The organism is Georgenia sp. Z1491, from assembly GCF_049856175.1.
Lineage (GTDB): Bacteria > Actinomycetota > Actinomycetes > Actinomycetales > Actinomycetaceae > JB111.
Window position 1 is genome coordinate 93,594 of record NZ_JBNDNA010000007.1, and the last position, 21,318, is coordinate 114,911.

17 protein-coding genes are annotated in these 21,318 nt (G+C 74.6%); 7 read left to right on the forward strand and 10 right to left on the reverse strand.

Annotated elements, in window-relative coordinates; all coding sequences use genetic code 11:
* Positions 1-163: 163 nt before the first annotated feature.
* The 5 genes from gcvP to ACPYO4_RS08925 form a co-directional block, all read right to left on the reverse strand.
* Entirely contained in the window at positions 164-3,094 is a 2,931-nt protein-coding gene (gene gcvP, locus ACPYO4_RS08905; RefSeq protein WP_425708871.1) for an aminomethyl-transferring glycine dehydrogenase, read from the reverse strand.
* Positions 3,091-3,477: a glycine cleavage system protein GcvH gene (gene gcvH, locus ACPYO4_RS08910; protein ID WP_425708872.1), complete on the reverse strand. Its 387-nt coding sequence runs from the start codon at positions 3,475-3,477 to the stop codon at positions 3,091-3,093. The genes gcvP and gcvH overlap by 4 nt, the downstream gene beginning before the upstream one ends.
* A gap of 71 nt (positions 3,478-3,548) precedes the next feature.
* On the reverse strand, positions 3,549-4,655 hold the full coding sequence (gene gcvT / locus ACPYO4_RS08915; RefSeq protein WP_425708873.1) for a glycine cleavage system aminomethyltransferase GcvT: 1,107 nt from the start codon (positions 4,653-4,655) through the stop codon (positions 3,549-3,551).
* Positions 4,656-4,746: 91 nt separating this feature from the next.
* On the reverse strand, positions 4,747-5,133 hold the full coding sequence (locus tag ACPYO4_RS08920; RefSeq protein ID WP_425708874.1) for a universal stress protein: 387 nt from the start codon (positions 5,131-5,133) through the stop codon (positions 4,747-4,749).
* Between the two features lie 131 nt (positions 5,134-5,264).
* On the reverse strand, positions 5,265-6,527 hold the full coding sequence (locus ACPYO4_RS08925) for a DUF4192 family protein (protein WP_425708875.1): 1,263 nt from the start codon (positions 6,525-6,527) through the stop codon (positions 5,265-5,267).
* 120 nt (positions 6,528-6,647) lie between these two features.
* Between ACPYO4_RS08925 and ACPYO4_RS08930 the strand changes: the two genes are divergently transcribed.
* Positions 6,648-7,754 carry a polyprenyl synthetase family protein gene (locus tag ACPYO4_RS08930; RefSeq protein WP_425708876.1) on the forward strand — a complete coding sequence of 369 codons (1,107 nt, stop codon included), beginning with the start codon at positions 6,648-6,650 and terminating at the stop codon, positions 7,752-7,754.
* A 43-nt stretch (positions 7,755-7,797) separates the two neighbouring features.
* On the opposite strand, the gene ACPYO4_RS08935 is transcribed toward ACPYO4_RS08930, so the two are convergent.
* Positions 7,798-8,145: an Rv2175c family DNA-binding protein gene (locus tag ACPYO4_RS08935; protein ID WP_425708877.1), complete on the reverse strand. Its 348-nt coding sequence runs from the start codon at positions 8,143-8,145 to the stop codon at positions 7,798-7,800.
* A gap of 244 nt (positions 8,146-8,389) precedes the next feature.
* Here ACPYO4_RS08935 and ACPYO4_RS08940 point away from each other — a divergent pair, with 244 nt between their 5' ends.
* Complete coding sequence (locus tag ACPYO4_RS08940) at positions 8,390-9,706, forward strand: LysM peptidoglycan-binding domain-containing protein (protein WP_425708878.1); 1,317 nt, start codon at positions 8,390-8,392, stop codon at positions 9,704-9,706.
* A gap of 110 nt (positions 9,707-9,816) precedes the next feature.
* On the forward strand, positions 9,817-12,057 hold the full coding sequence (locus tag ACPYO4_RS08945) for a PASTA domain-containing protein (RefSeq protein ID WP_425708879.1): 2,241 nt from the start codon (positions 9,817-9,819) through the stop codon (positions 12,055-12,057).
* Between the two features lie 70 nt (positions 12,058-12,127).
* Here ACPYO4_RS08945 and ACPYO4_RS08950 read toward each other — a convergent pair whose 3' ends face one another.
* A complete protein-coding gene (locus tag ACPYO4_RS08950) occupies positions 12,128-13,477 on the reverse strand; it encodes a class II 3-deoxy-7-phosphoheptulonate synthase (RefSeq protein ID WP_425708880.1) in 1,350 nt (449 codons plus the stop codon).
* A gap of 91 nt (positions 13,478-13,568) precedes the next feature.
* On the reverse strand, positions 13,569-14,795 hold the full coding sequence (locus ACPYO4_RS08955) for a pyrophosphate--fructose-6-phosphate 1-phosphotransferase (protein ID WP_425708881.1): 1,227 nt from the start codon (positions 14,793-14,795) through the stop codon (positions 13,569-13,571).
* Between the two features lie 104 nt (positions 14,796-14,899).
* Here ACPYO4_RS08955 and ACPYO4_RS08960 point away from each other — a divergent pair, with 104 nt between their 5' ends.
* The 4 genes from ACPYO4_RS08960 (at position 14,900) to ACPYO4_RS08975 (ending at position 19,709) form a co-directional block, all read left to right on the forward strand.
* Positions 14,900-15,463, forward strand: coding sequence for a hypothetical protein (locus tag ACPYO4_RS08960; protein ID WP_425708882.1), 564 nt, complete (start codon positions 14,900-14,902; stop codon positions 15,461-15,463).
* Between the two features lie 91 nt (positions 15,464-15,554).
* Positions 15,555-17,411 carry an AMP-dependent synthetase/ligase gene (locus ACPYO4_RS08965; RefSeq protein WP_425708883.1) on the forward strand — a complete coding sequence of 619 codons (1,857 nt, stop codon included), beginning with the start codon at positions 15,555-15,557 and terminating at the stop codon, positions 17,409-17,411.
* A gap of 104 nt (positions 17,412-17,515) precedes the next feature.
* Positions 17,516-19,378, forward strand: a complete 1,863-nt coding sequence (locus ACPYO4_RS08970) for a DEDD exonuclease domain-containing protein (protein WP_425708884.1) — start codon at positions 17,516-17,518, stop codon at positions 19,376-19,378.
* Positions 19,379-19,430: 52 nt separating this feature from the next.
* The gene (locus ACPYO4_RS08975) at positions 19,431-19,709 is read left to right on the forward strand and encodes an Lrp/AsnC family transcriptional regulator (RefSeq protein WP_425708885.1); all 279 of its coding nucleotides are present in this window, start codon (positions 19,431-19,433) and stop codon (positions 19,707-19,709) included.
* A gap of 81 nt (positions 19,710-19,790) precedes the next feature.
* Here the strand turns inward: ACPYO4_RS08975 and trpD are convergent, their stop codons facing one another.
* Both trpD and ACPYO4_RS08985 read right to left on the reverse strand, forming a co-directional pair.
* Positions 19,791-20,858 carry an anthranilate phosphoribosyltransferase gene (gene trpD, locus ACPYO4_RS08980; RefSeq protein WP_425708886.1) on the reverse strand — a complete coding sequence of 356 codons (1,068 nt, stop codon included), beginning with the start codon at positions 20,856-20,858 and terminating at the stop codon, positions 19,791-19,793.
* The gene (locus ACPYO4_RS08985) at positions 20,855-21,295 is read right to left on the reverse strand and encodes a hypothetical protein (protein ID WP_425708887.1); all 441 of its coding nucleotides are present in this window, start codon (positions 21,293-21,295) and stop codon (positions 20,855-20,857) included. The genes trpD and ACPYO4_RS08985 overlap by 4 nt, the downstream gene beginning before the upstream one ends.
* Positions 21,296-21,318: the final 23 nt, after the last annotated feature.

A 21,318-nucleotide genomic window follows, 5' to 3' on the forward strand; every position in this document is an offset into this window, starting at 1 on the left:
GGGGCCTTTCGCCGGGGTTCGGGGCGTCGAGGTGTCAACGCGCCGGTCGCGCCGGGTGTTCCTACCGACCCGCGGGACCGGGCCGGGGCGGCGCGCGCCGTCCCTACAATTATAGCCGACACGGACATTACACCATCACGCGTGCGACGTCACCCCCGACCGCCTACCCCTGCGCGAACGCCTCCGGCGGAGGGCACGAGCACACGAGGTTCCGGTCCCCGTAGGCGCCGTCGATCCGGGCCACGGGCGGCCAGTACTTGCCCTCCTCGCCGGCCGGGAACGCGGCCTCGGCCCGGGTGTAGGGGTGGTGCCACTCCCCCGCCAGGCGTGCGGCCGGGTGCGGGGCGCCAACGAGCGGGTTGTCGTCGGCCGGCCACCGGCCCTCGGCCACCGCGGTGGCCTCGGCGTGGATCGCGAGCATGGCGTCGACGAAGCGGTCGATCTCGCCGAGGTCCTCGGACTCGGTCGGCTCGACCATGAACGTGCCGGGCACGGGGAAGCTCATGGTCGGCGCGTGGAACCCGTGGTCGATGAGCCGCTTGGCGACGTCGTCGACCGTGATCCCGGTGGCCGCGCGCATGGGCCGCAGGTCGAGGATGCACTCGTGCGCGACCGCGTCGCCGGGCCCGCGGTAGAGCACCGGGAACGTGTCGCCGAGCCGTGCGGCGACGTAGTTGGCGGCGAGGACGGCGTCCTCCGTCGCGCGGCGCAGCCCGTCGGCGCCCATGAGCCGGATGTAGGCCCAGGTGATCGGCAGGATCGACGGCGACCCGTACGGCGCGGCGGAGACGGCCCCGTCGGAGCGCATCTCGCCCTGCGCGAGCGGGTGGCCCGGCAGGAACGGGGCCAGGTGCGCCTTCGCGGCCACCGGCCCCACCCCCGGACCTCCCCCGCCGTGCGGGATGCAGAACGTCTTGTGCAGGTTGAGGTGGCTGACGTCGCCGCCGAGCTCACCCGGCCGGGCGTGCCCCAGCAGGGCGTTGAGGTTCGCACCGTCGAGGTAGACCTGACCGCCGTGCTCGTGCACCACGTCGCAGACCTGGCGCACGTGCTCCTCGTACACGCCGTGCGTGGACGGGTAGGTGAGCATGATCGCTGCGAGGTCGGCAGCGTGCTCCTGAGCGAGCGTCGTGAGCGCGTCGAGGTCGATCGAGCCGTCGTCCGCCGACGGGACGACGACGACCGACATGCCGGCGAGGACCGCGGACGCGGCGTTGGTGCCGTGCGCGGAGGCGGGCACGAGGCACACGGTGCGCCCGTCGTCGCCCCGCGAGCGGTGGTATCCGCGGATCGCGAGAAGTCCGGCGAGCTCGCCCTGGGAGCCCGCGTTCGGTTGCAGCGACACGGCCGCGTAGCCCGTGAGCTCGGCGAGCCAGCCCTCGAGGTCCGCCACCAGCCGCAGGTACCCGGTCACGTCCTCGGCCGGGGCGAACGGGTGGATCGCCGCGAAGCCCGGCCAGCTGATCGACTCCATCTCGATCGCCGCGTTGAGCTTCATCGTGCACGAGCCCAGCGGGATCATCCCGCGGTCGAGCGCGTAGTCCTTGTCCGCCAGCCGCTTGAGGTAGCGCAGCATCTGGGTCTCGGAGCGGTGGGTCGCGAACACCGGGTGAGTGAGGAAGTCCGTGGTGCGACGCATCGACGCCGGGATGCCGGTGGCGTCCTCGGGTGCGTCCTCCGCGCGGACCGCGGCGCGGTCCGCACCGCCGGCGTCGGCCGCGTCGGCGGAGTCGGTCGCGTCGGCGGCACTCGGGTCGTTCCCGTCCCGGCCCGCGACGGCGCGCACCACCGCGGCGAGGTCGGCCGGCGTCGTCGTCTCGTCGGTGGAGATCCGCAGCGTGTCCGCGTCCTGCTCCCACAGCAGCACACCGAGGTCGCGTGCGGCCGCGGCCACCGTCGCCGCGCGCCCGGGCAGGCGGACCTCGACGGTGTCGAACCGTCCCGCGGTGGTGACCTCGCCGCCGACGGAGCGCAGCCGGCGCGCGAGGTCGTCCGCCGTGCGCGCCGCGTGCGTGGCGATCGCCGTCAGGCCGTCCGGCCCGTGGTACACGGCGAAGGACGAGGCCATGACCGCCAGGAGCACCTGGGCGGTGCAGATGTTGCTCGTCGCCTTCTGCCGCCGGATGTGCTGCTCGCGCGTCTGGAGCGCGAGCCGGTAGGCCTGCCGGCCGTCGGCGTCGACCGAGACGCCCACGAGACGTCCGGGCAGCTGACGCTCCAGGCCCGCCCGGACGGCGAGGAAGCCGGCGTGCGGCCCGCCGAGGCCCATCGGCACGCCGAGCCGCTGGGAGGAGCCCACCGCGACGTCGAACCCGAGGTCGCCGGGCGCGGTCATCAGCGTGCAGGCGAGCAGGTCGGTCGCGGCGACGGCGAGCGCTCCGGCGGCATGGGCGGCGTCGACGACGCCGCGCAGCACGTCGGCCTCCGGGATGCGTCCCGAGGCGCCCGGCACCTGGACGATCACACCGGCGACCCCGTCGAGGTCCGGTAGCTCACCACCGAGCAGGTCCGCGGGGACGAGCTCGATCCCGACCGGCTCCGCGCGGGTCTCGAGCACGGCTGCGGTCTGGGTGAACAGGTCGGTGTCGACGACGACCCTGGGCCCCGCGCCCTTGGCGGCGCGACGCGCCAGGAGCATGCCCTCGGCCACGGCGGTCGCCTCGTCGAGCATGGACGAGCCGGAGACCGCGAGCCCGGTGAGGTCCGAGACGAGGGTCTGGAAGTTGAGGAGCGCCTCGAGCCGGCCCTGGGAGATCTCCGGCTGGTAGGGCGTGTAGGCCGTGTACCAGGACGGGTTCTCCAGGACGGTGCGCCGGACGACTGCCGGGGTGTGGGTCCCGTAGTAGCCCTGGCCGATCATGGACCGCCGCACGACGTTGGCGGCGGCCAGCTCCCGCAGCTCGGCCTGGACCTCGGGCTCGCTCGCCGCCGTCGGGACCGACAGCTCGGCGACCAGCGCGTCCGCGTCCTCCCGGATGCTCGGCGGCAGCGCCCTCGACATCAGCTCGCGGGTCGAGCGTGCCCCGACGGCGGAGAGCATCACCTCGCGCGCGTCCGCGCTGACGCCGAGGTGGCGGTCGACGAACCGGGTCACGCGCCGGCCCCGTCGGCGAGCGCGGCGTACGCCGGGGCGTCGAGCAGGTTCGCGGGGACGTCCGAGACGGCGACCTCGTAGAGCCATCCCTCGCCGTGCGGGTCGCCGGTGACGATCGCCGGGTCGGCGTCCGCGGCCTCGTTGACGGCCGTCACCTCGCCGGAGACCGGGGCGATGAGGTCGGAGACCGACTTCGTCGACTCGATCTCCCCGCAGGCCTGGCCGGCCACGACGGAGTCCCCGACCGCGGGCAGGTCGACGTAGACGGCCTCGCCGAGCGCGTCGGCCGCGTAGCGGGTCAGGCCGACCCGTCCGGTGGGGCCCTCGACCGAGATCCACTCGTGCTCGTCGGTGTACTTCCGGTCCTCGGGATAGGTGCTCACGACTCTCTCTCCTCGCGGTGTGACGGTGCGACGCGGTAGGACGTGCTGTGGCGGTGCGACGGTCCGGCAGATCAGCCGGCTCGTCGGTAGAAGGGGCTCTCGACGACGGTCATGGGTTGGCGCCTCCCACGGACGTCGGCCTCGACTGTGGTGCCGGGCTCGAGCGCCCGGTCGACGAGGGCGAGCGCGATCGGGTGGCCGAGCGTCGGCGAGAGCGCCCCGGAGGTCACCTCGCCGATCCGGTCCTCGCCGAGCAGCACCGAGGACCCCGCGCGGGCGGCACGGCGTCCCTCGCCGGTCAGGGCCACGAGCGCCCGGCCCGTGGGCCGCTGGCGCGCGGCCTCCACCGCGGCCCGTCCGACGAACGCATGACCGTCGGCGAGGTCGACGAGGCGGGCGAGGCCGACCTCGTCCGGTCCTGTCCTGCGCGTGAGCTCGTTGCCGTACAGCGGCATACCCGCCTCGAGGCGCAGCGAGTCGCGCGCGGCGAGGCCCGCCTGAACCAGTCCGTGGGCCGCCCCCGCCTCGAGCAGGGCCTCCCACAGCCTGGGCGCGTGCGCGGCACCGAGCATGAGCTCGTAGCCGGTCTCGCCGGTGTACCCGGTGCGGGCGAGCAGGAGCTCCACCCCGGCGACCGTGGCCGGACGTGCGCGGAAGTACCGGAGCGTCGTGAGGTCGTCGTTCGTGAGCGCGGCGAGCACCTCCGGCGCTGCGGGTCCCTGGACGGCCACGAGCGCGCGCGCCGTGGTGCGGTCGTCGACCGAGACGCCGTCGAGGCCTTCGGCGCGGCGTGTGAGCTCGTCGACGACGACCAGGCGGTTCGCTGCGTTGGCCACGACGAGGTACTCGTGTCCGGCGGTCCGGTAGACGACCAGGTCGTCGACGATGCCTCCGTCGGGCGCCAGCAGCACCGAGTAGCGGGCGCGCCCCACCTCCGCGGTCGAGGGCCTGGTGACGAGCGCGCGGTCCAGCGCCTCGGGCGCGCCCGGCCCGGAGACCACGACCTGGGCCATGTGGGACAGGTCGAACAGGCCGGCCGCGCTGCGGACGGCGCGGTGCTCCTCGAGCTCGGCGGTGTAGCGCAGGGGCATGTCCCAGCCCGCGAAGGGGGTCATCGACGCTCCGGCGCGCACGTGCGCGGCGTGCAGCGGGGTGTGCAGGACGTCCTGCTCGGTCACGGCGATCCTCCGTCGGACGGTGCGGGTGCTGCTGCCAGCCTACGGCGGTGACGGCGTCCCGGAGCGGGTTCAGGGATGGACGAGGAGGGGTTCAGGGATGGACGACGAGGACGGGGCAGGGCGACTCGAGCAGGACGTGCTGGGCGCCGGAGCCCACGCTGAGGGTGCCGGTCGCCGGCCGCCGCGCGAGCCCGAGGACCACGAGGCGCGCACCGGTCTCCTGGGCGGCCCGGACGATCTCGTGGCCGGCGTCCTGACCGAGACCGACGTATCGCATCTCGTACGCGACGTCCGCGTCGTCGAGCCGGTCGCGTGCCGTGTCGGCGTCGACCTCGACGACGGTCTGGTTGTCGTCCTCGGTCCTCGTGCGGGTGAGGACGACGACCACGCGTTCGTCGGTCTCGGTCACCGCGGACAGGGCGTGGGTGAGTGCGGCCTCGCCCTCGGGCGTGGCCAGGTACGCGACGACGACGTGCATCGGGTCCTCCTCGGTGCGCCGCCGGTGCGACGCGCGCACGGGCGACGCTACCCGGACCGCCCGTGCGGTGCCCGGGAGCAGGGCCGCCCGCCCACCGTCGCCCGCCCCCGCTCAGCCGCGTACTTTCCCGGTCAGCCGCGTCCGTCCTCGCGGGGCAGCTCCGCCTCGTCGAGCAGCGGCTCGTCCAGCAGGTCCTCGTCGAGCAGGTCGTCGCCGAGCAGCCGCTCGTCCAGCAGGTCCTCGTCGATCAGGTCGCCGTCGAGGAACCGCTCGCCCGGGAGGTCGTCGTCGAAGGCGGTGAGGTCGGACCAGCCCAGGCCGTCCTCGGGCCCGTCGTCGCAGAGCCACTCGTCGACGTCCCGCGGGGGCACCGTGCCGGACGCCTGGAGGTCCGCCACGAGACGTGCCAGGGAGTAGCCCGGGCGATCGGCGAGCGCGAGGTCGGCGAGCACCGCCGCCCGGGGGCCCTCCCCGCGTCGCCAGGCGAGCATGGCGAGCATGGCGAGCGCCGGGGCGGCGGCACCGTCCGGGGCGTACCGGGCGAGGACCTCCAGGGGCAGCCGCCGGTCGGCGGTCTCGATCGGTCCGCCCATCCACAGCGGGCCGACGATCTCCGGCTCGGCCAGGAGCTCGGTGGGCAGACCTTCTCCCACGAGCACCCGGGTGAGCACGGCGTCGCGCACCTCGAGGCGCTCGAGCCCGACGAGTAGGCGGGCGAGCAGCTCACGTTCCTTCATCGGGAGCGCTCCGCTCGCGGTCGTGCGGCGCCGCGCGAGCAGCTCGTCGTACGCCCGGACGGAGAGGCCGATGCCCGGGGCCCTGCGTCGCATCCTGGCGGCGACGGCGTCCAGGAGCAGGCGTCCGTTCGGCGAGCCCGGCTCCCGCACGACCCCGAGGTCGGCCCGGACGCCGAGCGGTGCGGACCCGGTGAGGACGAGCTCGGCCACGGCGCGCGCCTCGACGAGGTCGTCCAGGGACCGTCGACCGGGCCGGTCGTCGAACGGCGCGTGCCCCGGCAGGCGCTGCCACCCGTCGGCGGCGACGACCCACGCGCCCACGCGGTCGTCGTCGAGCGCCCGGACCCGCCGCACTGCGGTGAGGACGGTCGGGGACTCCCGGGCGTCCCGGAGCGGTGCGTCGGTGTGCACGACCGCCGCGTAGATGCCGAGTCGCTCACGGGCGAGCCGGCGAACGACCCCGGCGACGAAGGGCTCGCCGTCCGTCGCTCCCGCGTCGGCGAGGTCGAGGCGGGCGGCCGGTCCGACGGCGCGGCCACCGGCCACCTTGGGGGTCGTCAGTAGCGTGAGCGAGTCCTCGGGCCGGAACCCCAGGAGGTGCGGGACGGCGCCGACGAGGTCGGCGTCGCAGGAGAGTCTGAGCGTCATGGGTGTCATGCGGCCACGCTGGCAGCCGGGGCCCACGCCGCGTCCGGCACCTGTGCACGGACACCGGGTCGACCCGCCTGTGGACCCGCGGCGGTCGGTACCGCCCGCCCGCCCACGTACCCTCGTGCCATGGCCCCAGCCCCTCTTCCCGAGCCCCTCGAGGACGTGCGCGCCGCCGTCGACGACGCGACCCGGACGGGGTTCGAGTCCGCGATCGAGCAGCTGGACGGCCTCGCCGATCGGCTGGACGACCTCGCCTCCCCCGGGCGCGCACTGCTCGCCGGCGGCAAGCGGTCGCGGGCGCTGCTCGCCTACGCAGGGCACCGCGCCGCCGGGGGTGCGCGCGACGTCGCCGCCCCGGACCCGATCGTGCAGGCGGGCGCGGCGCTCGAGCTGTTCCAGCTGGCGGCCCTCGTCCACGACGACGTGATGGACGACGCCGACGTGCGCCGTGGCCGGCCCGCCGCGCACGTGGCCATCAGGGCCACCCACCGAGCCCAGGGGCTCGACGGCGACCCGGAGTCGTTCGGCGTGGCCGGCGCCATCCTCCTCGGCGACCTCCTGCTCGCCGCCTCGTCGAAAGTGATGGACGGCGCGCGCGCGTCGGTGGCGACCGATGCCGGCGCGGCCGCGAGGCACGTGTACGACCACATGTGCGCGGAGGTCGCCGCCGGCCAGTACCTGGACGTGCGGGCGGCCGCGACACCGCTGCGCACGGACCCGGACGGGGCCCTGGACCGCTCGCTCACGGTGCTGCGGCACAAGTCCGCCCGCTACTCGGTCGAGCACCCACTCGTGGTGGGCGCGTCGCTCGCGGGCGCCGGGAGCGAGACGGTCGCGGGCCTGCGCGCCGTCGGGGAGCCGCTCGGCGAGGCGTTCCAGCTCCGGGACGACGAGCTCGGGGTCTTCGGCGACCCGCTGGTCACCGGCAAGCCCGCGGGCGACGACCTGCGCGAGGGCAAGCGCACGGCCCTGCTGGCGCTGACGTGGAGCGCCGCCGGGCCCACCGACCAGGCCGTCCTCGAGGAACTCGTCGGGGACCCGGCGCTCGATGCCGCGGGGGTCGACCGGCTCAGGGAGATCATCACCGCCACGGGGGCGCGCGACGCCCACGAGCGCCTCATCGACGAGCGGGAGCGGGCCACGCGGGCCGCTCTCGGCCGGCTCCAGCTCGACGACGAGCCGCGCCGCCTGCTCGACGCGCTCGCCGACGCGCTGGTCACGCGCGCGGCGTAAGGCGTAGCGCGACCGCTCGGCGCGCGCCGCGTAGCGCTACCGCTCAGAAGGCCTGGGCGAGGGCCACCCGGCGCACCGCGTGCACGTGGCCGGCCCGCAGGGCGTCGATGGGCGCCTCGCCGAGCTCGTCGTCGTGCTCGAAGAGCCACGCGACGACCCCGGCCTCCGACATCCCGCCGTCGGAGAGCAGCGTGAGGGTGCCGGGCAGACCGTCGACCACGGCGGGCGGGTCGGCCGCCAGGTCGAGCATCTCGCGTGCCACGCCGGCAGCGCCGGTGCTGGAGCGGACGGTGACGAGCCGTCCGTCCCGGACGAGCTGGCGCACGTCTCGGTCGCGGACCCCGAGCGCGTCGGCGGCGTCGGGGACGGAGATCCAGGTCGGTCCGGGCATGCCGGTCAGCGTAGTCGCGCGCGGTCGACGGCCACGGACGCCGTCCGCCGCTCACGGCTCACCGCCCGCGGTTCGCAGTTCACCGCTCGAGCGGGCCGGAACGACGGACCCCGGGTTAGACGTGAGCCCCATCAACCACTAGTGTCCCAATCGTTACACGAGTAACACAGGTCCATCTGTTCACACCCGTCACCTGGGGGGGCATCTCGCAGGGGTCGGTCGCGTACCACTTCCCGGAGGACACATGCCCGCCGTCGCACATGCGCACCGCCGCAGCACCCGACGTCCGCTCACCCTTGCCACCCTCGCCACGACGGCGATGGGCGTGCCGACGCTCCTGGCCGTCCCGGCCGTGGCCGACGCACCGGCCCCGATGGCCCCGCAGACGGCGATGCCGTACGCGGCGTCCGTCCGCTCAGAGGCAGCCGCGGTCCAGACCGTGCGCACCGCCCCGGCCGCCGCGACCACGCCGACCCGGGCCGCCACCCTCACGCCGGTGCGCCTCTCGCCCGAGGAGTCGAGCTACACGGTGCGCCGGGGAGACACCCTCATCGGCATCTCCCGGCAGCTCGGGACGACCGTCCGTGCCCTGCAGCAGGCCAACTCGCTCACGGGCTCGCTCATCATCGACGGACAGGTCCTCACCGTCCCCGGCGCCGCGGCTGCGGCGCGGACGGAGCCCTCGGCCTCGTCCGGCTCGCACCAGGTCGTGGCGGGCGACACCCTCATCGGCATCGCCCGCGCCCACGGCACCACCGTGCGCGAGCTCCAGCAGGCCAACGGCCTGACGGGCACCGTCATCCGGACGGGACAGACTCTCACCCTCCCCGGTGCGGGCGCGTCGGCGTCCTCCGAGAACGCGGCGTCCGAGTCGTCGTCCACGGGCGGCAGCTACACGGTGCGCCCGGGCGACACGCTCACGCGCATCGCCCGGGCCAACGACACGTCGGTCCGCGAGATCGCCGAGTCGAACTCGATCGGCTCCGACGGTCGGATCTACGTGGGTCAGCGGCTCACCCTCCCGGGTGCGGCCGCGGCCTCCGGCCCGGCCACGTCCGACCCCGGCAACGACTCGGCCGGCATCGGGTCGACGTTCGCCGGACGCACGTACCCCGAGGCCGTCGTGGGTGCGGCCAACGCGAACCGCACCGCGCTCCTCGAGGCCGGGGTCCCGTCCCGGGCGTCGATGCAGGAGCTCGTCCGCAGCACGGCGGTCTCGATGGGCGTCGACCCACGCCTGGCGCTCGCGCACGCGTTCGTCGAGTCCGGCTTCAACCACGCGTCGGTCTCCCCCGCGAACGCGGTCGGCACCATGCAGGTGATCCCGTCCTCCGGCGAGTGGGCCTCCCAGCTCGTCGGTCGCCCGCTCAACATCATGAGCCCGCAGGACAACGTGGTGGCCGGCGTCGCGATCATCCGCGCGCTCCAGTCCTCCGCCGAGGACTCCGACCAGGGCATCGCCGCGTACTACCAGGGCCTGGGCGGCGTCCGGGCCCACGGCATGTACCCGGACACCGAGCGCTACGTCGAGACGGTGCGCGCCGCGATGAACCGGTTCTGACCAGGCACCACATCCGTTCCGCGCCGGGCCGGCGCCCCGCCCTCGTCGGCGGGATGTCCGGCCCGGCGCGGGTCCACCCCGGGATCACCCGGCCCGGATAGCATCCGCCCGTGGACACCCGCGCCGACCCGCTGGCCGGCCACCTCGTCGACGAGCGCTACCGGATCATCGAGCGCATCGCCCGGGGTGGCATGGCCAGCGTCTACCGTGCGCAGGACCTGCGGCTCGAGCGGGTCGTCGCCGTGAAGATCATGCACCCGCACCTCGCGGAGTCCCCCGACTTCGTCCGTCGCTTCCGGCGGGAGGCCCGGGCGGCCGCTCGGCTGTCCCACCCCGGCGTCGTCGCCGTCCACGACCAGGGCGTCGCCGGCGAGTCCTCCTACCTCGCGATGGAGCTCGTCGACGGCCCCAACCTGCGCGACGAGCTCCGGGCCCGCGGATCGCTCACGCTCGGGCAGACGCTCGACGTGCTCGACCAGGTGCTCGACGCCCTCGCCGCGGCCCACCGCGCCGGCCTCGTCCACCGGGACATCAAGCCCGAGAACATCCTCGTCACCGCGGACGGCCGCGTGAAGGTCGCCGACTTCGGGCTCGCCCGGGCGATCAGCGAGACGACCGCCGCCACGTCCGGGACCGTGCTCGGGACGGTGGCCTACATCGCGCCCGAGACGGTGCTCGACGGGGTCGCCGACCCGCCGGCGGACGTCTACGGCGTCGGCGTCGTCGCCTACGAGCTCCTCACCGGTGCCCAGCCCTTCTCCGGCTCCACCCCGGCCCAGGTCGCGTTCCAGCACGTCAACAGCACGGTCCCCGGCCCGGGCGCCGAGCTGACCTGGATCCCGCGCGAGGTCGACGACCTCGTCGCCGCCCTCACCGCGCAGGACCCGGACGACCGGCCCGCCGACGCCGGCGAGGCGCTCGCCCTGCTGCGCCGCACCCGCACCGTGCTGCCGGCCGAGGTCCTCGACCGGCGTTCCGACGTCGAGCCGCGCCCGCCGGCCACCTTCGACGACCAGGGCGACCACGACACCACCGGCCCCGGCTCTAGCTCGGCACCGCCCGCACCACCGTCCGCGCCCACCCCGCCGGCCACGCGCGACGAGGCCGATCCCGCCGGTCGGTCCGTGGCCATCCCGATCGGGGCGATCCGACCCGACGGCCGTCCCGCGCCACGCCGCAGCAAGGCGCCGGCGGCCGGTTCCCGGCCCGCAGCGCCCCGGTCGGCGAGCTCCGCGGCCCCCCTGTCCGCGGCGTCCGCGTCCGCCGCCGCACCGGCGGAGCCTGCAGCTCCGCCGTCGCAGGCCGCGGGGGGCGTCCCCGTCCGGGACGACACCCCCGTCCATCCGGTCACCCGCCCGGAGCGGGCCACCACGGCCGACACCAGCGACACCCGGCCCATCCCCGTGCGCCGCGACGGGGACGACGGCCGGTCACGGCCAGGCTCCGCCCAGTCACGCGCACAGCGGGGTCGACGACGGCGCACCGGCCTCGTCGCACTCCTGCTCGTGGTCCTGGCGGCGACCCTGGCCGGCGCGTGGTGGCTCCTCACCGCGGGGCCGCTCGCCGGCACCCCGGTCCCCGACGTCACCGGCAGGCCGAGCACGGCGGCCGTCGCCGCGCTCGAGGAGGCCGGCCTGGACCCGGTGCTCGAGGAGGCCTACTCCGACGACGTCGCCGAGGGCAACGTCGTCTCCACGTCGCCCGACGGCGGGGAGAGGACGCGGGACGACGCCGTCACGGTCGTGGTCTCGATCGGCGTGGAGACCCTCGCCGTCCCCGACGTCGTCGGCCAGACGCAGGAGGAGGCGGAGTCGGTCCTGTCCACCGCGCGGCTGACGGTCGGCGAGGTCACCCGCGAGTACGACGACTCGGTCCCCGCCGGCGAGGTGATCGCCACCGACCCCGAGGCGGGCGAGGTCGTCCCCCACGACGAACCGGTGGCGCTCGTCGTCTCCGACGGCCGCGAGCCGACCACCGTCCCCGACGTCACGGGCCTGGGCCGGGCGTCGGCGGTCGACGAGCTCGAGGAGGCGGGGCTCGGCGCCGACGTGCTCGAGGAGTACTCCGACACCGTCGACGAGGGCTCGGTCATCTCGCAGGACCCCGCCGAGGGCGACGCGTTCGTCGGCGACGACGTCGAGCTCGTCGTCTCGCTGGGACCCGAGCTCGTCGAGGTCCCCGACCTGCTCAACATGCAGGTGGAGGACGCCGTCGACGAGCTCGAGGCGCTCGACCTCGTCGCGGAGCGGGAGGACGTGCTCGGCGCCTTCTACGGGACCGTGCGCGACCAGACTCCCGAGGCCGGCTCGATGGTCGAGCGCGGCACGACCGTCACGCTGCGCGTGGTCTGACCGGCCGCCACCGCCGTCACCCGGCGCATGGACCTACGGGTCGACCCGGGCGCCCGCGCGCCCCGGTGCGTCAGCTCCGGAGCATCTCCGCGACCTCGAACGCCATCTGCAGGGACTGCTGATGGTTGAGCCGCGGGTCCACGAGGGTCTCGTAGCGCCGGGCGAGCCCGGCGTCGTCGATGGGGTCGGCACCGCCCATGATCTCCGTGACGTCGTCGCCCGTGAGCTCGACGTGGAGACCGCCCGGCACCGTGCCCAGCTGCTGGTGCACCTCGAAGAAGCCACGCACCTCGTCGAGGATCGTGTGCATCTCGCGCGTCTTGTAGCCCGACGGCGAGGTGATCGTGTTGCCGTGCATCGGGTCGCACACCCAGGTCACGGGGCGGCCGTCGGCCACGACCGTCTCCACGATGCCCGGCAGGGCGTCCCTGACGTTGCCCGCACCCATCCTGGAGATGAAGGTCAGCCGCCCGGCGAGACCGTCGGGGTTGAGCCGGTCGATGAGCGCCCGGACCTCGTCGGCGGTGACCGACGGGCCCAGCTTGACGCCGATCGGGTTCCGCACCCGGGAGAGCAGGTCGACGTGCGCGCCGTCCGGCTGCCGGGTCCGCTCCCCGATCCAGAGGAAGTGCGCGGAGGTGTCGTACGGCTGCCCGGTGCGGTGGTCGATGCGGGTGAGGGCGGCCTCGTAGTCGAGCAGCAGCGCCTCGTGCGAGGAGTACATGTCGACTGTTCGCAGGGCGTCGAAGTCCACGCCGGCGGCCGCCATGAACCGCAGCGCCCGCCCGATCTCGCCGGCGAGCGACTCGTAGCGGCCGTGGGCGGGGTTCTCGATGAACCCGCGGTTCCACTCGTGGACGAGCCTGAGGTCCGCGAAGCCGCCTCCGGTGAAGGCTCGGATGAGGTTGAGGGTCGTCGCGGAGCGGTGGTACATCCCCAGCAGCCGCTGCGGGTCCGGCACGCGGTCGGCCTCGGTGAAGCCGTGCGCGTTGACGGCGTCGCCCCGGTAGGACGGCAGGGTCACGCCGTCGCGGGTCTCGAGGTCGCTCGAGCGCGGCTTGGCGTACTGGCCGGCCATGCGGCCCATCTTGACGATGGGCAGGCTGGCGCCGTAGGTGAGGACGACGGCCATCTGCAGGACCGTGCGGATCTTGTTGCGAATCCGGTCCGCCGTGGACTCCGCGAACGTCTCGGCGCAGTCGCCGCCCTGCAGGAGGAACGCCTCGCCGCGGCCGGCCGCCGCCATGAGACCGGTCAGCCGGTCGGCCTCGCCCGCGAAGATGAGCGGCGGGCTGGCCTCCAGCTCGGCCACGACGGTCTCGAGCGCGGCGGGGTCGGGATAGCTCGGCTGCTGGGCGGCGGGCACGCTCCGCCACTGCTGCAGTCCGGCCAGGGTCTCCGCGGTGGGCTCGACGTTCACCGCGCCATCGTAGGCGGCGGGCCGCCGGCCCAGGACGCCGTGGCCGGCACACGGACGTGACGTGTGCCGCGCCACGGCGGCCGGGCCGGTGTCAGTGCTCCGCGGGGGCGGCGGGACGGACCGGCTGACCGATGCCGGCCATGAGGTCGGTGAACCACTCCTGGGCGATGTCGAACGCCTTGCCGCCGCCGACCCGGTCGTGCTCGATCGCGCGCAGGAGCCCGTCGCGCTCCTCGTCGTGGCCGATGAGTCCGGAGCCGCCCTCGAGCGCCACCTGGACGGCGAGGTCGGTCATCGACTTGATGAGGCGCAGGTCGTCGGGGTCGGCCGCGGCGGACCGCGAGAAGTAGCCCGACTTCTGGACCATGACCTTCTCGGCGCCGAGCTTCTCGGCGAACTGCTTCGCGAACCAGTCGCCCGGGTTGATCGTGTCGAGCTTGACGTGGCCGAACGGGTCGCGCTCGACCTCCTCGCCACGGGCCTCGAGCTCCGCCACGATCTCCGGCACGCCGGCGCCCTCGGAGAGGAAGATGTTGACGTTGCCCTGATCGTCCATGATCGCTCGCAGGCGGTCGGCCTCGGCGTCGATGTCGAGGTGCACCTCGGGCAGGAAGACGGCGTGGACGTCCCACCGCTCGCGGGTGAGCCCGAGCGCGGGCGCCCACTCCTGCGTGTCGAGCCACGTCCGGTAGCGGCGCGCCGCCGCCGCCGTGAGGTAGCCGCAGTGCCGGCCCATGACCTCGTGGACGATGAGCATCCGCGGGTTCGAGCGGTGCTCACCGATGATGTTCGATGCGAACCGCGCCGCCTCGCCCGCCGCAGTCCAGGCCCCGAGGGACTGCCGCACGGGCACGATGTCGTTGTCGATCGTCTTCGGCAGGCCGACCACCGTCATGTGGTGGCCGTTCGCCTCGAGGTAGGCGGCGAGGTCGGCAGCGGTCGTGTTCGTGTCGTCGCCGCCGATCGTGTGGAGCACGTCGACGCCGTCCGCGACCAGCTGGTCGGCGGCGACCTTGAGCGGGTCCGCCCCCTCGGGCGCGAGCCCGCGCTCGACGAGGTTCGCCACGTTCGTCAGCTTGACGCGGGAGTTGCCGATCGGGCTGCCGCCGAAGCGGTGCAGGATCGGAGCCTGCGACCGGGCCTCGGGCGTGATCGTCACCGACGTGCCGGTGAGCAGCCCGTGGTACCCGTGCTGGTAGGCGATGATCTCGACCTCGGGGGCGATCTCCGTGTACCGCTCGATGAGACCGCCGACGGCGGAGGACAGGCACGGGGCGAAGCCGCCCGCGGTGAGCAGGGCGACGCGGCGGACTGACATGAGTGACCTTTCGACGGCGCGGACCACACGTAACTCCCCCATCCTAGGAGCGCCGCCGGTGGCCCCGTGGCCCCGGTGGGCGGGTCCGGGTCTACCGTGGAGGCGTGACCATCCGCCCTCCGGACCCCGGTGACGACGACCCGACGCCGTCGCACGACCCGGGTCGGTCGCGCCGGCCGCTCGACGACGCCGAGGTCGACCGGCGCTTCGCCTCGATCCTCGACCAGCTCGGCGTCGGCCCGGGCGACGCCGGACCCGACGACGCCGGTCCGGCAGGTGCCGGGCGCACCACCGGCCCCACCGACCCCGGGGCCGACGGCGACGCACCCGTCGGCACCGACCGTCTCGGCGCCCGGCCGGCCGTGGGCCGCGGGCTGGGACCGCGCGACCACGTGGTCGAGGAGCACCCCGAGGACCCCGAGTGGGGCATCGACGGCTTCGTCGAGCCGGACCCGCCGGGGCCCGACCTGTCCGACCCGGGCGCGATCCTGGGCTGGACGTGCGCGATCGCGCCGATCGTCCTCGGCATCGTCCTGGGGGTGCTCGGCCGTCCCCCGTCGGTCGCCCTCATGCTGCTCGGTCTGGCCGTGACGGTCGCAGGCATCGTGCTGCTCGTGCGCCGGCTGCCCGGGGAGCGGGGACACGGCTCGGACGGTGCGGTCGTCTGAGGCCACCCCGGCGCCTACTCTTGTCCCACCAGTACGGCAGGGCGGCCGCGGTCATGGTCGCCCGCCAGGACCAGCGCCGACGGAGGCCCCCATGTCCAGCGAGACCACCCCCCGCCCGACCGCCTCGTTCCCCCGCGCGGTCGAGGTGCCCGCCGACTCCTCGATCACCACCCTCCTCGTCGACCACGCCCGTGAGGCGCCCGGCCGGGTGCTCTTCCGGGAGAAGGTCGCCGGCGAGTGGGTCGACCGCGACGCGGCCTGGAGCCTCGCGCGCGTCGAGGCGCTCGCCAAGGGCCTCATGGCTTCCGGGGTCGCCGCGGGCGACTCGGTGGCCATCATGTGCCGCACGCGCCTGGAGTGGACCCTGCTCGACCTCGCCGCCTGGTACGTCGGGGCCGTGCCCGTACCGATCTACGAGTCGTCCGCCGCCGACCAGGCCCAGTGGATCGTCAGCGACGCCGAGGTCACGGTGGCCTTCGCGGAGACCGAGGCCAACGCCGAGGTCCTGCGCGAGGCGGGCGGTCTCGAGGGTGGCACCCCGACCCTGCGCGAGGTCCTCGTCATCGACTCCGGCGCGCTGGAGACGCTCGCGGAGCGCGGCGCCGAGGTCTCCGACGACGAGGTGCGTGAGCGCCAGCGGGCCGTCCACCTCGACGACCTCGCGACCATCATCTACACGTCGGGCACGACCGGCCGGCCCAAGGGCGCCGAGCTCACGCACGAGAACTTTGCCGTCCTCGCCGTCGAGGCCGTCCACACCCTGCGCGAGGTCGTCTCCCAGCCGGGCTCGTGCACGCTGCTGTTCATCCCCCTGGCGCACGTGTTCGCCCGCTTCGTCGAGGTGCTCATCCTCGCCGCCGGCGTCCCGCTCGGGCACTCCCCCGAACCGAAGGAGGCCGTGGCCGACCTCGCCGTCTTCCGGCCCACCCTCCTGCTGTCGGTGCCGCGCATCTGGGAGAAGGTGTTCAACTCCGCCGAGCAGAAGGCGGGCAGCGGCATCAAGCTCCGCCTCTTCCGGGCGGCGGCGAAGGCCGCCGAGGACTACTCCCGCGCCCTCGACACCTCGAGCGGCCCGTCGGCGCTCCTCAAGGCCCGCTACCGCGTCCTCGACCGCCTCGTGCTCGCCAAGCTCCGCGCGGTCATGGGCGGACGCCTGCGGTACGCCGTCTCGGGCGGCGCGCCGCTGGGCGAACGGCTAGGCCACTTCTACCGGGGCGTGGGCCTGGTCGTGCTCGAGGGCTACGGGCTCACCGAGACGACGGCGCCGATCGCCGTGGGACGCCCGGACTCCCTGCGGATCGGCACGGTGGGGCTGCCGATGCCGGGCACCGAGATACGCATCGCCGAGGACTCCGAGATCGAGGTGCGCGGCCTGCCCGTCTTCCGCGGCTACCGCGGCGGGGTGGGCGCGGACGCCATGACCGAGGACGGGTTCTTCCGCACCGGGGACCTCGGCTCGCTCGACGACGGGCACCTGCGCATCACCGGGCGCAAGAAGGAGATCATCGTGACGGCGGCCGGCAAGAACGTCGCCCCCGCCCTGCTCGAGGACCCGCTGCGCGGTCACCCGCTCATCTCCCAGTGCCTCGCGGTCGGGGACCAGCAGCCGTTCATCGCGGCGCTGATCACGCTCGACGAGGAGATGCTGCCGGGCTGGCTCGACAACCACGGTCGCGAGCCGATGACCGCCGACCAGGCCCGCACCGACCCGTTCGTGCGCGAGCGGCTCCAGCAGGCGATCGACCGGATCAATACCAAGTTCTCGCGCGCCGAGCAGATCAAGGAGTTCGTCATCCTGCCCGAGGACCTCACGGTGGAGAACGGGTACCTCACGCCGTCGCTCAAGGTGAAGCGCGCGGCCGTCCTCGCCGACCACGCCGAGCTCGTCGACTCGCTGTACTCCGACGCCCGGGCCCGCCGGGCGGCGGCCACCGGCGCGGACGCCTGACCGGCCCCGGGCGGCCCGGCGTCCACGGCACCTCGTCCCCGGTGCGCCGCGCCGACACCGTGGTCGCCGACCACGGTGTCGGCGTCCGTCCGTAGCCTGTCCGCGTGTCCTCGTTGCTCGCCCCGCCTCCCGGCCGCCGGCTGGTCGACGACGGCGACGCTCGAGGCGGCAGCGACGCGCAGGGCCACGGCCGCCCGTACCAGGTGGGGCTCGACGAGCTCGGCACGCCACTGAGCGAGGTGACGTTCGTCGTCGTCGACCTGGAGACCACCGGCGGGGCCGCCAGGTCGGACCGGATCACCGAGATCGGCGCGGTCAAGGTGCGCGGGGGCGAGGTGCTCGCCGAGCTCGGCACGCTGGTCAACCCCGGCATCCCGGTCCCCCCGCAGATCACCGTCCTGACCGGCATCACCACGGCGATGGTCGCGCCCGCCCCGCCGATCGAGGAGGTGCTCCCGACCTTCCTGGAGATGGCGGGGTTCGACCGCGGCTCCGTGCTCGTGGCGCACAACGCCCGGTTCGACGTCGGGTTCCTCAAGGAGGCGATGCGCCGGCACGGCCGCGAGTGGCCCGCGCCGATGGTCGTCGACACCGTGCAGCTGGCCCGGCGCGTCGTGACCAACGACGAGGTCCCCAACCGCAGGCTCGGAACGCTCGCCGCATACTTCGGGGCGACCACCACGCCCGACCACCGGGCGCTGTCCGACGCCCGGGCCACCGTCGACGTCCTGCACGCCCTCATCGGGCGTCTCACCCCGCTCGGCATCACCCATCGCGAGGACCTGCCCACTCTCGCCGAGAAGGTCCCCGCGCACCGCCGCCGCAAGGCGAGCATCGCGGACGGGCTCTCCCGCGGCCCGGGCGTCTACCGGTTCGTGGGGCCCGGCGGGCAGGTCCTGTACGTGGGGCGGGCGACCAACCTGCGCCAGCGCGTGCGCTCGTACTTCACGAGCGCCGAGCGCCGGGCCCGCATCGGCGAGATGGTCGACCTCGCGGCGAGCGTCGAGGAGATCCCGTGCGCCACCGTGCTCGAGGCGCGGGTGCGCGAGCTGCGCCTCATCGCCGAGCTCGACCCGCCCTACAACCGACGCTCGAAGCGACCGAGCAGGTTGCCGTGGGTCCGGCTGACCGACGAGCCCCACCCGCGCCTGACGATCGTGCGTTCCCTCGACGCCGCCAGGCTGGGCACGGCGCTGGGCCCGTTCGGCTCGCAGCGGGCGGCGCGGCTCGCGGTCGAGGCGCTGCAGTCGGTGGTGCCGGTGCGCCGCTGCACCGCCCGCCTGCCCGCCGTGCCCCGGGCGGACGCCCGTGCGTGCGCGCTCGCCGAGCTGGGCCAGTGCTCGGCGCCGTGCGCGGCAGGGCCCGCGCTGCTGCAGATCCGGCCCCGCACCCTGGCGACCGGGACCGAGGAGCCCGTGGACCACGACCAGGCCGTCGCCGGCCTGCGCCGCGCGCTCGCCGGTGACCTCACGGCCGTGCGGACGGCCCTGCTGAGCAGGATCGGTGACCTGGCGGCCCGGCAGCGCTACGAGGAGGCGGCCACCGAGCGCGACCGGCTGCGGGCGCTGCTCGTGGCAGCCAGGCGCACCGAGCTGCTGCGGCCGCTCGTCGCCACCGCCGAGATCGTGGCCGCGCGGGCGAGGCCGGCCGGCGGCTGGGAGATCGTCGTGGTGCGGCACGGCCGGCTCGCCGGCACCGCGATCTCTGCGCCGGGCGTCGACCCGATGGCCACCGTGGCGGACCTGGTCGCGACCGCCGAGCACGTCCCCGTGCCGACGTCGACGTGGGGAGCCGCGTCCGCGGAGGAGACCGAGATCCTCGCCGAGTGGCTGTGGCGCGGCGGCACGCGGATCGTCGACCGCACGGGGGACGTCCCGCTCGGCTCCCCGGTCGGCGGCGCCGGCTCGCTGCCCCTGCCGCCGGGACCCGACTCGCTCATCGGGGATGATGGGGGTCGGCGCCGCTGACGCCGTCCCAGCCCCGGCCCGCCCATCGGCCGCCCGACAGCCAGGAGGAGACATGCTCACCGCCATCGTCATGATCGAGGCCGACGTCGCCCGCATCCCCGAGGTCGCCCAGCGCGTCGCCGACCTCGACGGCATCTCCGAGGTCTACTCCGTCACCGGTGACTTCGACCTCATCGCCATCGCCCGGGTGGAGCAGCACGAGGACCTCGCGGACGTCGTGTCCGACCGTCTCGGCAAGATCGAGGGCGTCACGGGCACGACCACGTACCTCGCCTTCCAGGCGTACTCGCGCAACGATCTCGAGCAGGCGTTCCACATCGGGCTCGACTGAGCCCGCCAGAGATCAAGGAGTGAGCCTGGATACGATAGTATCCAGGCTCACTCCTTGATGACCGGGTGGCGTCGTCGCGCGTCAGCCGGCCGTCAGCTCGATCCAGCGGTCGAGGCGGGTGCGCGCCGCGCCGGAGTCGACGGACTCCCGGGCGTGGTCCAGCGCGATGCTCAGGCGGTCGACGAGGCCCGGGTGCTCCGCACGGTCCAGACCGGGCAGCGTGCCGTCCGCGACGAGCGCGGCCGCCGCGTTGAGCAGCACCGCCTCCCGCACCGACCCCGCCTCGCCCGCGAGGAGACGCGTGGCCACGGCGGCGTTGTAGGCGGCGTCCTGCCCACGCAGGTCCTCGACCGTGCTCGGCGCGAGCCCGAGCTCGGTCACCGCGTCGATCTCGTGGGCGACCACCTCACCGTCCGCGACCTCCCACACCTGGTTGACGGTCGTGGTGGACAGCTCGTCCAGTCCGTTGTCGCGCCCGCGGAACACGAGCGCGGACGTCCCGCGTGCAGCCAGCACGCCGGCCACCAGCGGGGCGCTGCGCACCGGTGAGACACCGATCGCCCCCGCGCGGGGCCGCGCCGGGTTCGTCAGGGGCCCGAGGAGGTTGAATGCCGTGCCGATGCCGAGCGCGCGCCGGGTGGGCGCGGCGTGCCGCATCGAGGGGTGGAACATGTTCGCGAAGCAGAAGGTCAGCCCGTTCTCGTGGAAGACCCGCTCCACGGTGGGCACGTCGAGGTCGAGGTCGACACCCAGGCTCTCGAGCACGTCGGCCGAGCCGGACGCGGACGAGGAGGCCCGGTTCCCGTGCTTGACCACGCGCACCCCCGCGCCGGCGATGACGAGCGAGGCCATCGTCGAGATGTTGACCGTGCGCAGGCGGTCACCCCCGGTGCCGACGATGTCGACGACGTCGGAGGGGACGTCGACCGGCAGCGCGTGCGCGAGCATCTCGTCCGCGAGGCCGCGCAGCTCGTCGACGGACTCGCCCTTCGTGCTCAGCGCCGCGAGGAAGCCGCCGAGGACCACCGGGTCCGTCGCCCCCGTCATCACCTCGTTCATCGCCCACGCGGTCTCCGGCGCGGACAGGTCCTCGCCCGCGACGACCCGTGCGAGCAGGTCGGGCCAGCGGACCGCGCGGCCCGACCTCACGAGAGCCGCTCGCGCAGCAGGCCCGAGAGCGCCTCCTGGAGCGCGCGGGGGTCCACGGGGTAGGTCGCGACCGCGTCCGCCTCCGACCACGTGGCGAGCCACCGGTCCTCGGGCCGCGCGATCATCAGCAGCACCGGCGGGCAGCGGTAGACGCTCGTCTTCAGCCGGCGGGACAACGACATGCCGCCCTCCTTCGGCGACTCTGCGTCGAGCACGAGCGCGTCCACGCCGCCGGCCTCCACGCGCGAGACGACCGCGTCGGCGGTCGCGGTCTCGACCAGGTCCACGAGCGGGAGGTCCCGTGCCGGACGGCGCCCCACCGAGGAGACGATCTGACTGCGTGTGGCGGAGTCGTCGGAGAAGACGAGGACGGTCATCCGCGCCTCGCCGACCTCCCCGGTCGACTCGGCGCCCTGGTCGGTCCTGGTCACGGTCATGTCCTGCTCCTCACGCGTCCGAT

Excerpts from the sequence above, each read along its gene's own strand:
- ACPYO4_RS08930 (WP_425708876.1), top strand. The coding sequence starts at position 6,648 with ATGGCCCCAGCCCCTCTTCCCGAGCCCCTCGAGGACGTGCGCGCCGCC.
- ACPYO4_RS08925 (WP_425708875.1), bottom strand. The coding sequence starts at position 6,527 with ATGACACCCATGACGCTCAGACTCTCCTGCGACGCCGACCTCGTCGGC.
- ACPYO4_RS08985 (WP_425708887.1), bottom strand. The coding sequence starts at position 21,295 with ATGACCGTGACCAGGACCGACCAGGGCGCCGAGTCGACCGGGGAGGTC.
- ACPYO4_RS08940 (WP_425708878.1), top strand. The coding sequence starts at position 8,390 with ATGCCCGCCGTCGCACATGCGCACCGCCGCAGCACCCGACGTCCGCTC.
- ACPYO4_RS08975 (WP_425708885.1), top strand. The coding sequence starts at position 19,431 with ATGCTCACCGCCATCGTCATGATCGAGGCCGACGTCGCCCGCATCCCC.
- ACPYO4_RS08965 (WP_425708883.1), top strand. The coding sequence starts at position 15,555 with ATGTCCAGCGAGACCACCCCCCGCCCGACCGCCTCGTTCCCCCGCGCG.
- ACPYO4_RS08935 (WP_425708877.1), bottom strand. The coding sequence starts at position 8,145 with ATGCCCGGACCGACCTGGATCTCCGTCCCCGACGCCGCCGACGCGCTC.
- ACPYO4_RS08920 (WP_425708874.1), bottom strand. The coding sequence starts at position 5,133 with ATGCACGTCGTCGTCGCGTACCTGGCCACGCCCGAGGGCGAGGCCGCA.
- ACPYO4_RS08955 (WP_425708881.1), bottom strand. The coding sequence starts at position 14,795 with ATGTCAGTCCGCCGCGTCGCCCTGCTCACCGCGGGCGGCTTCGCCCCG.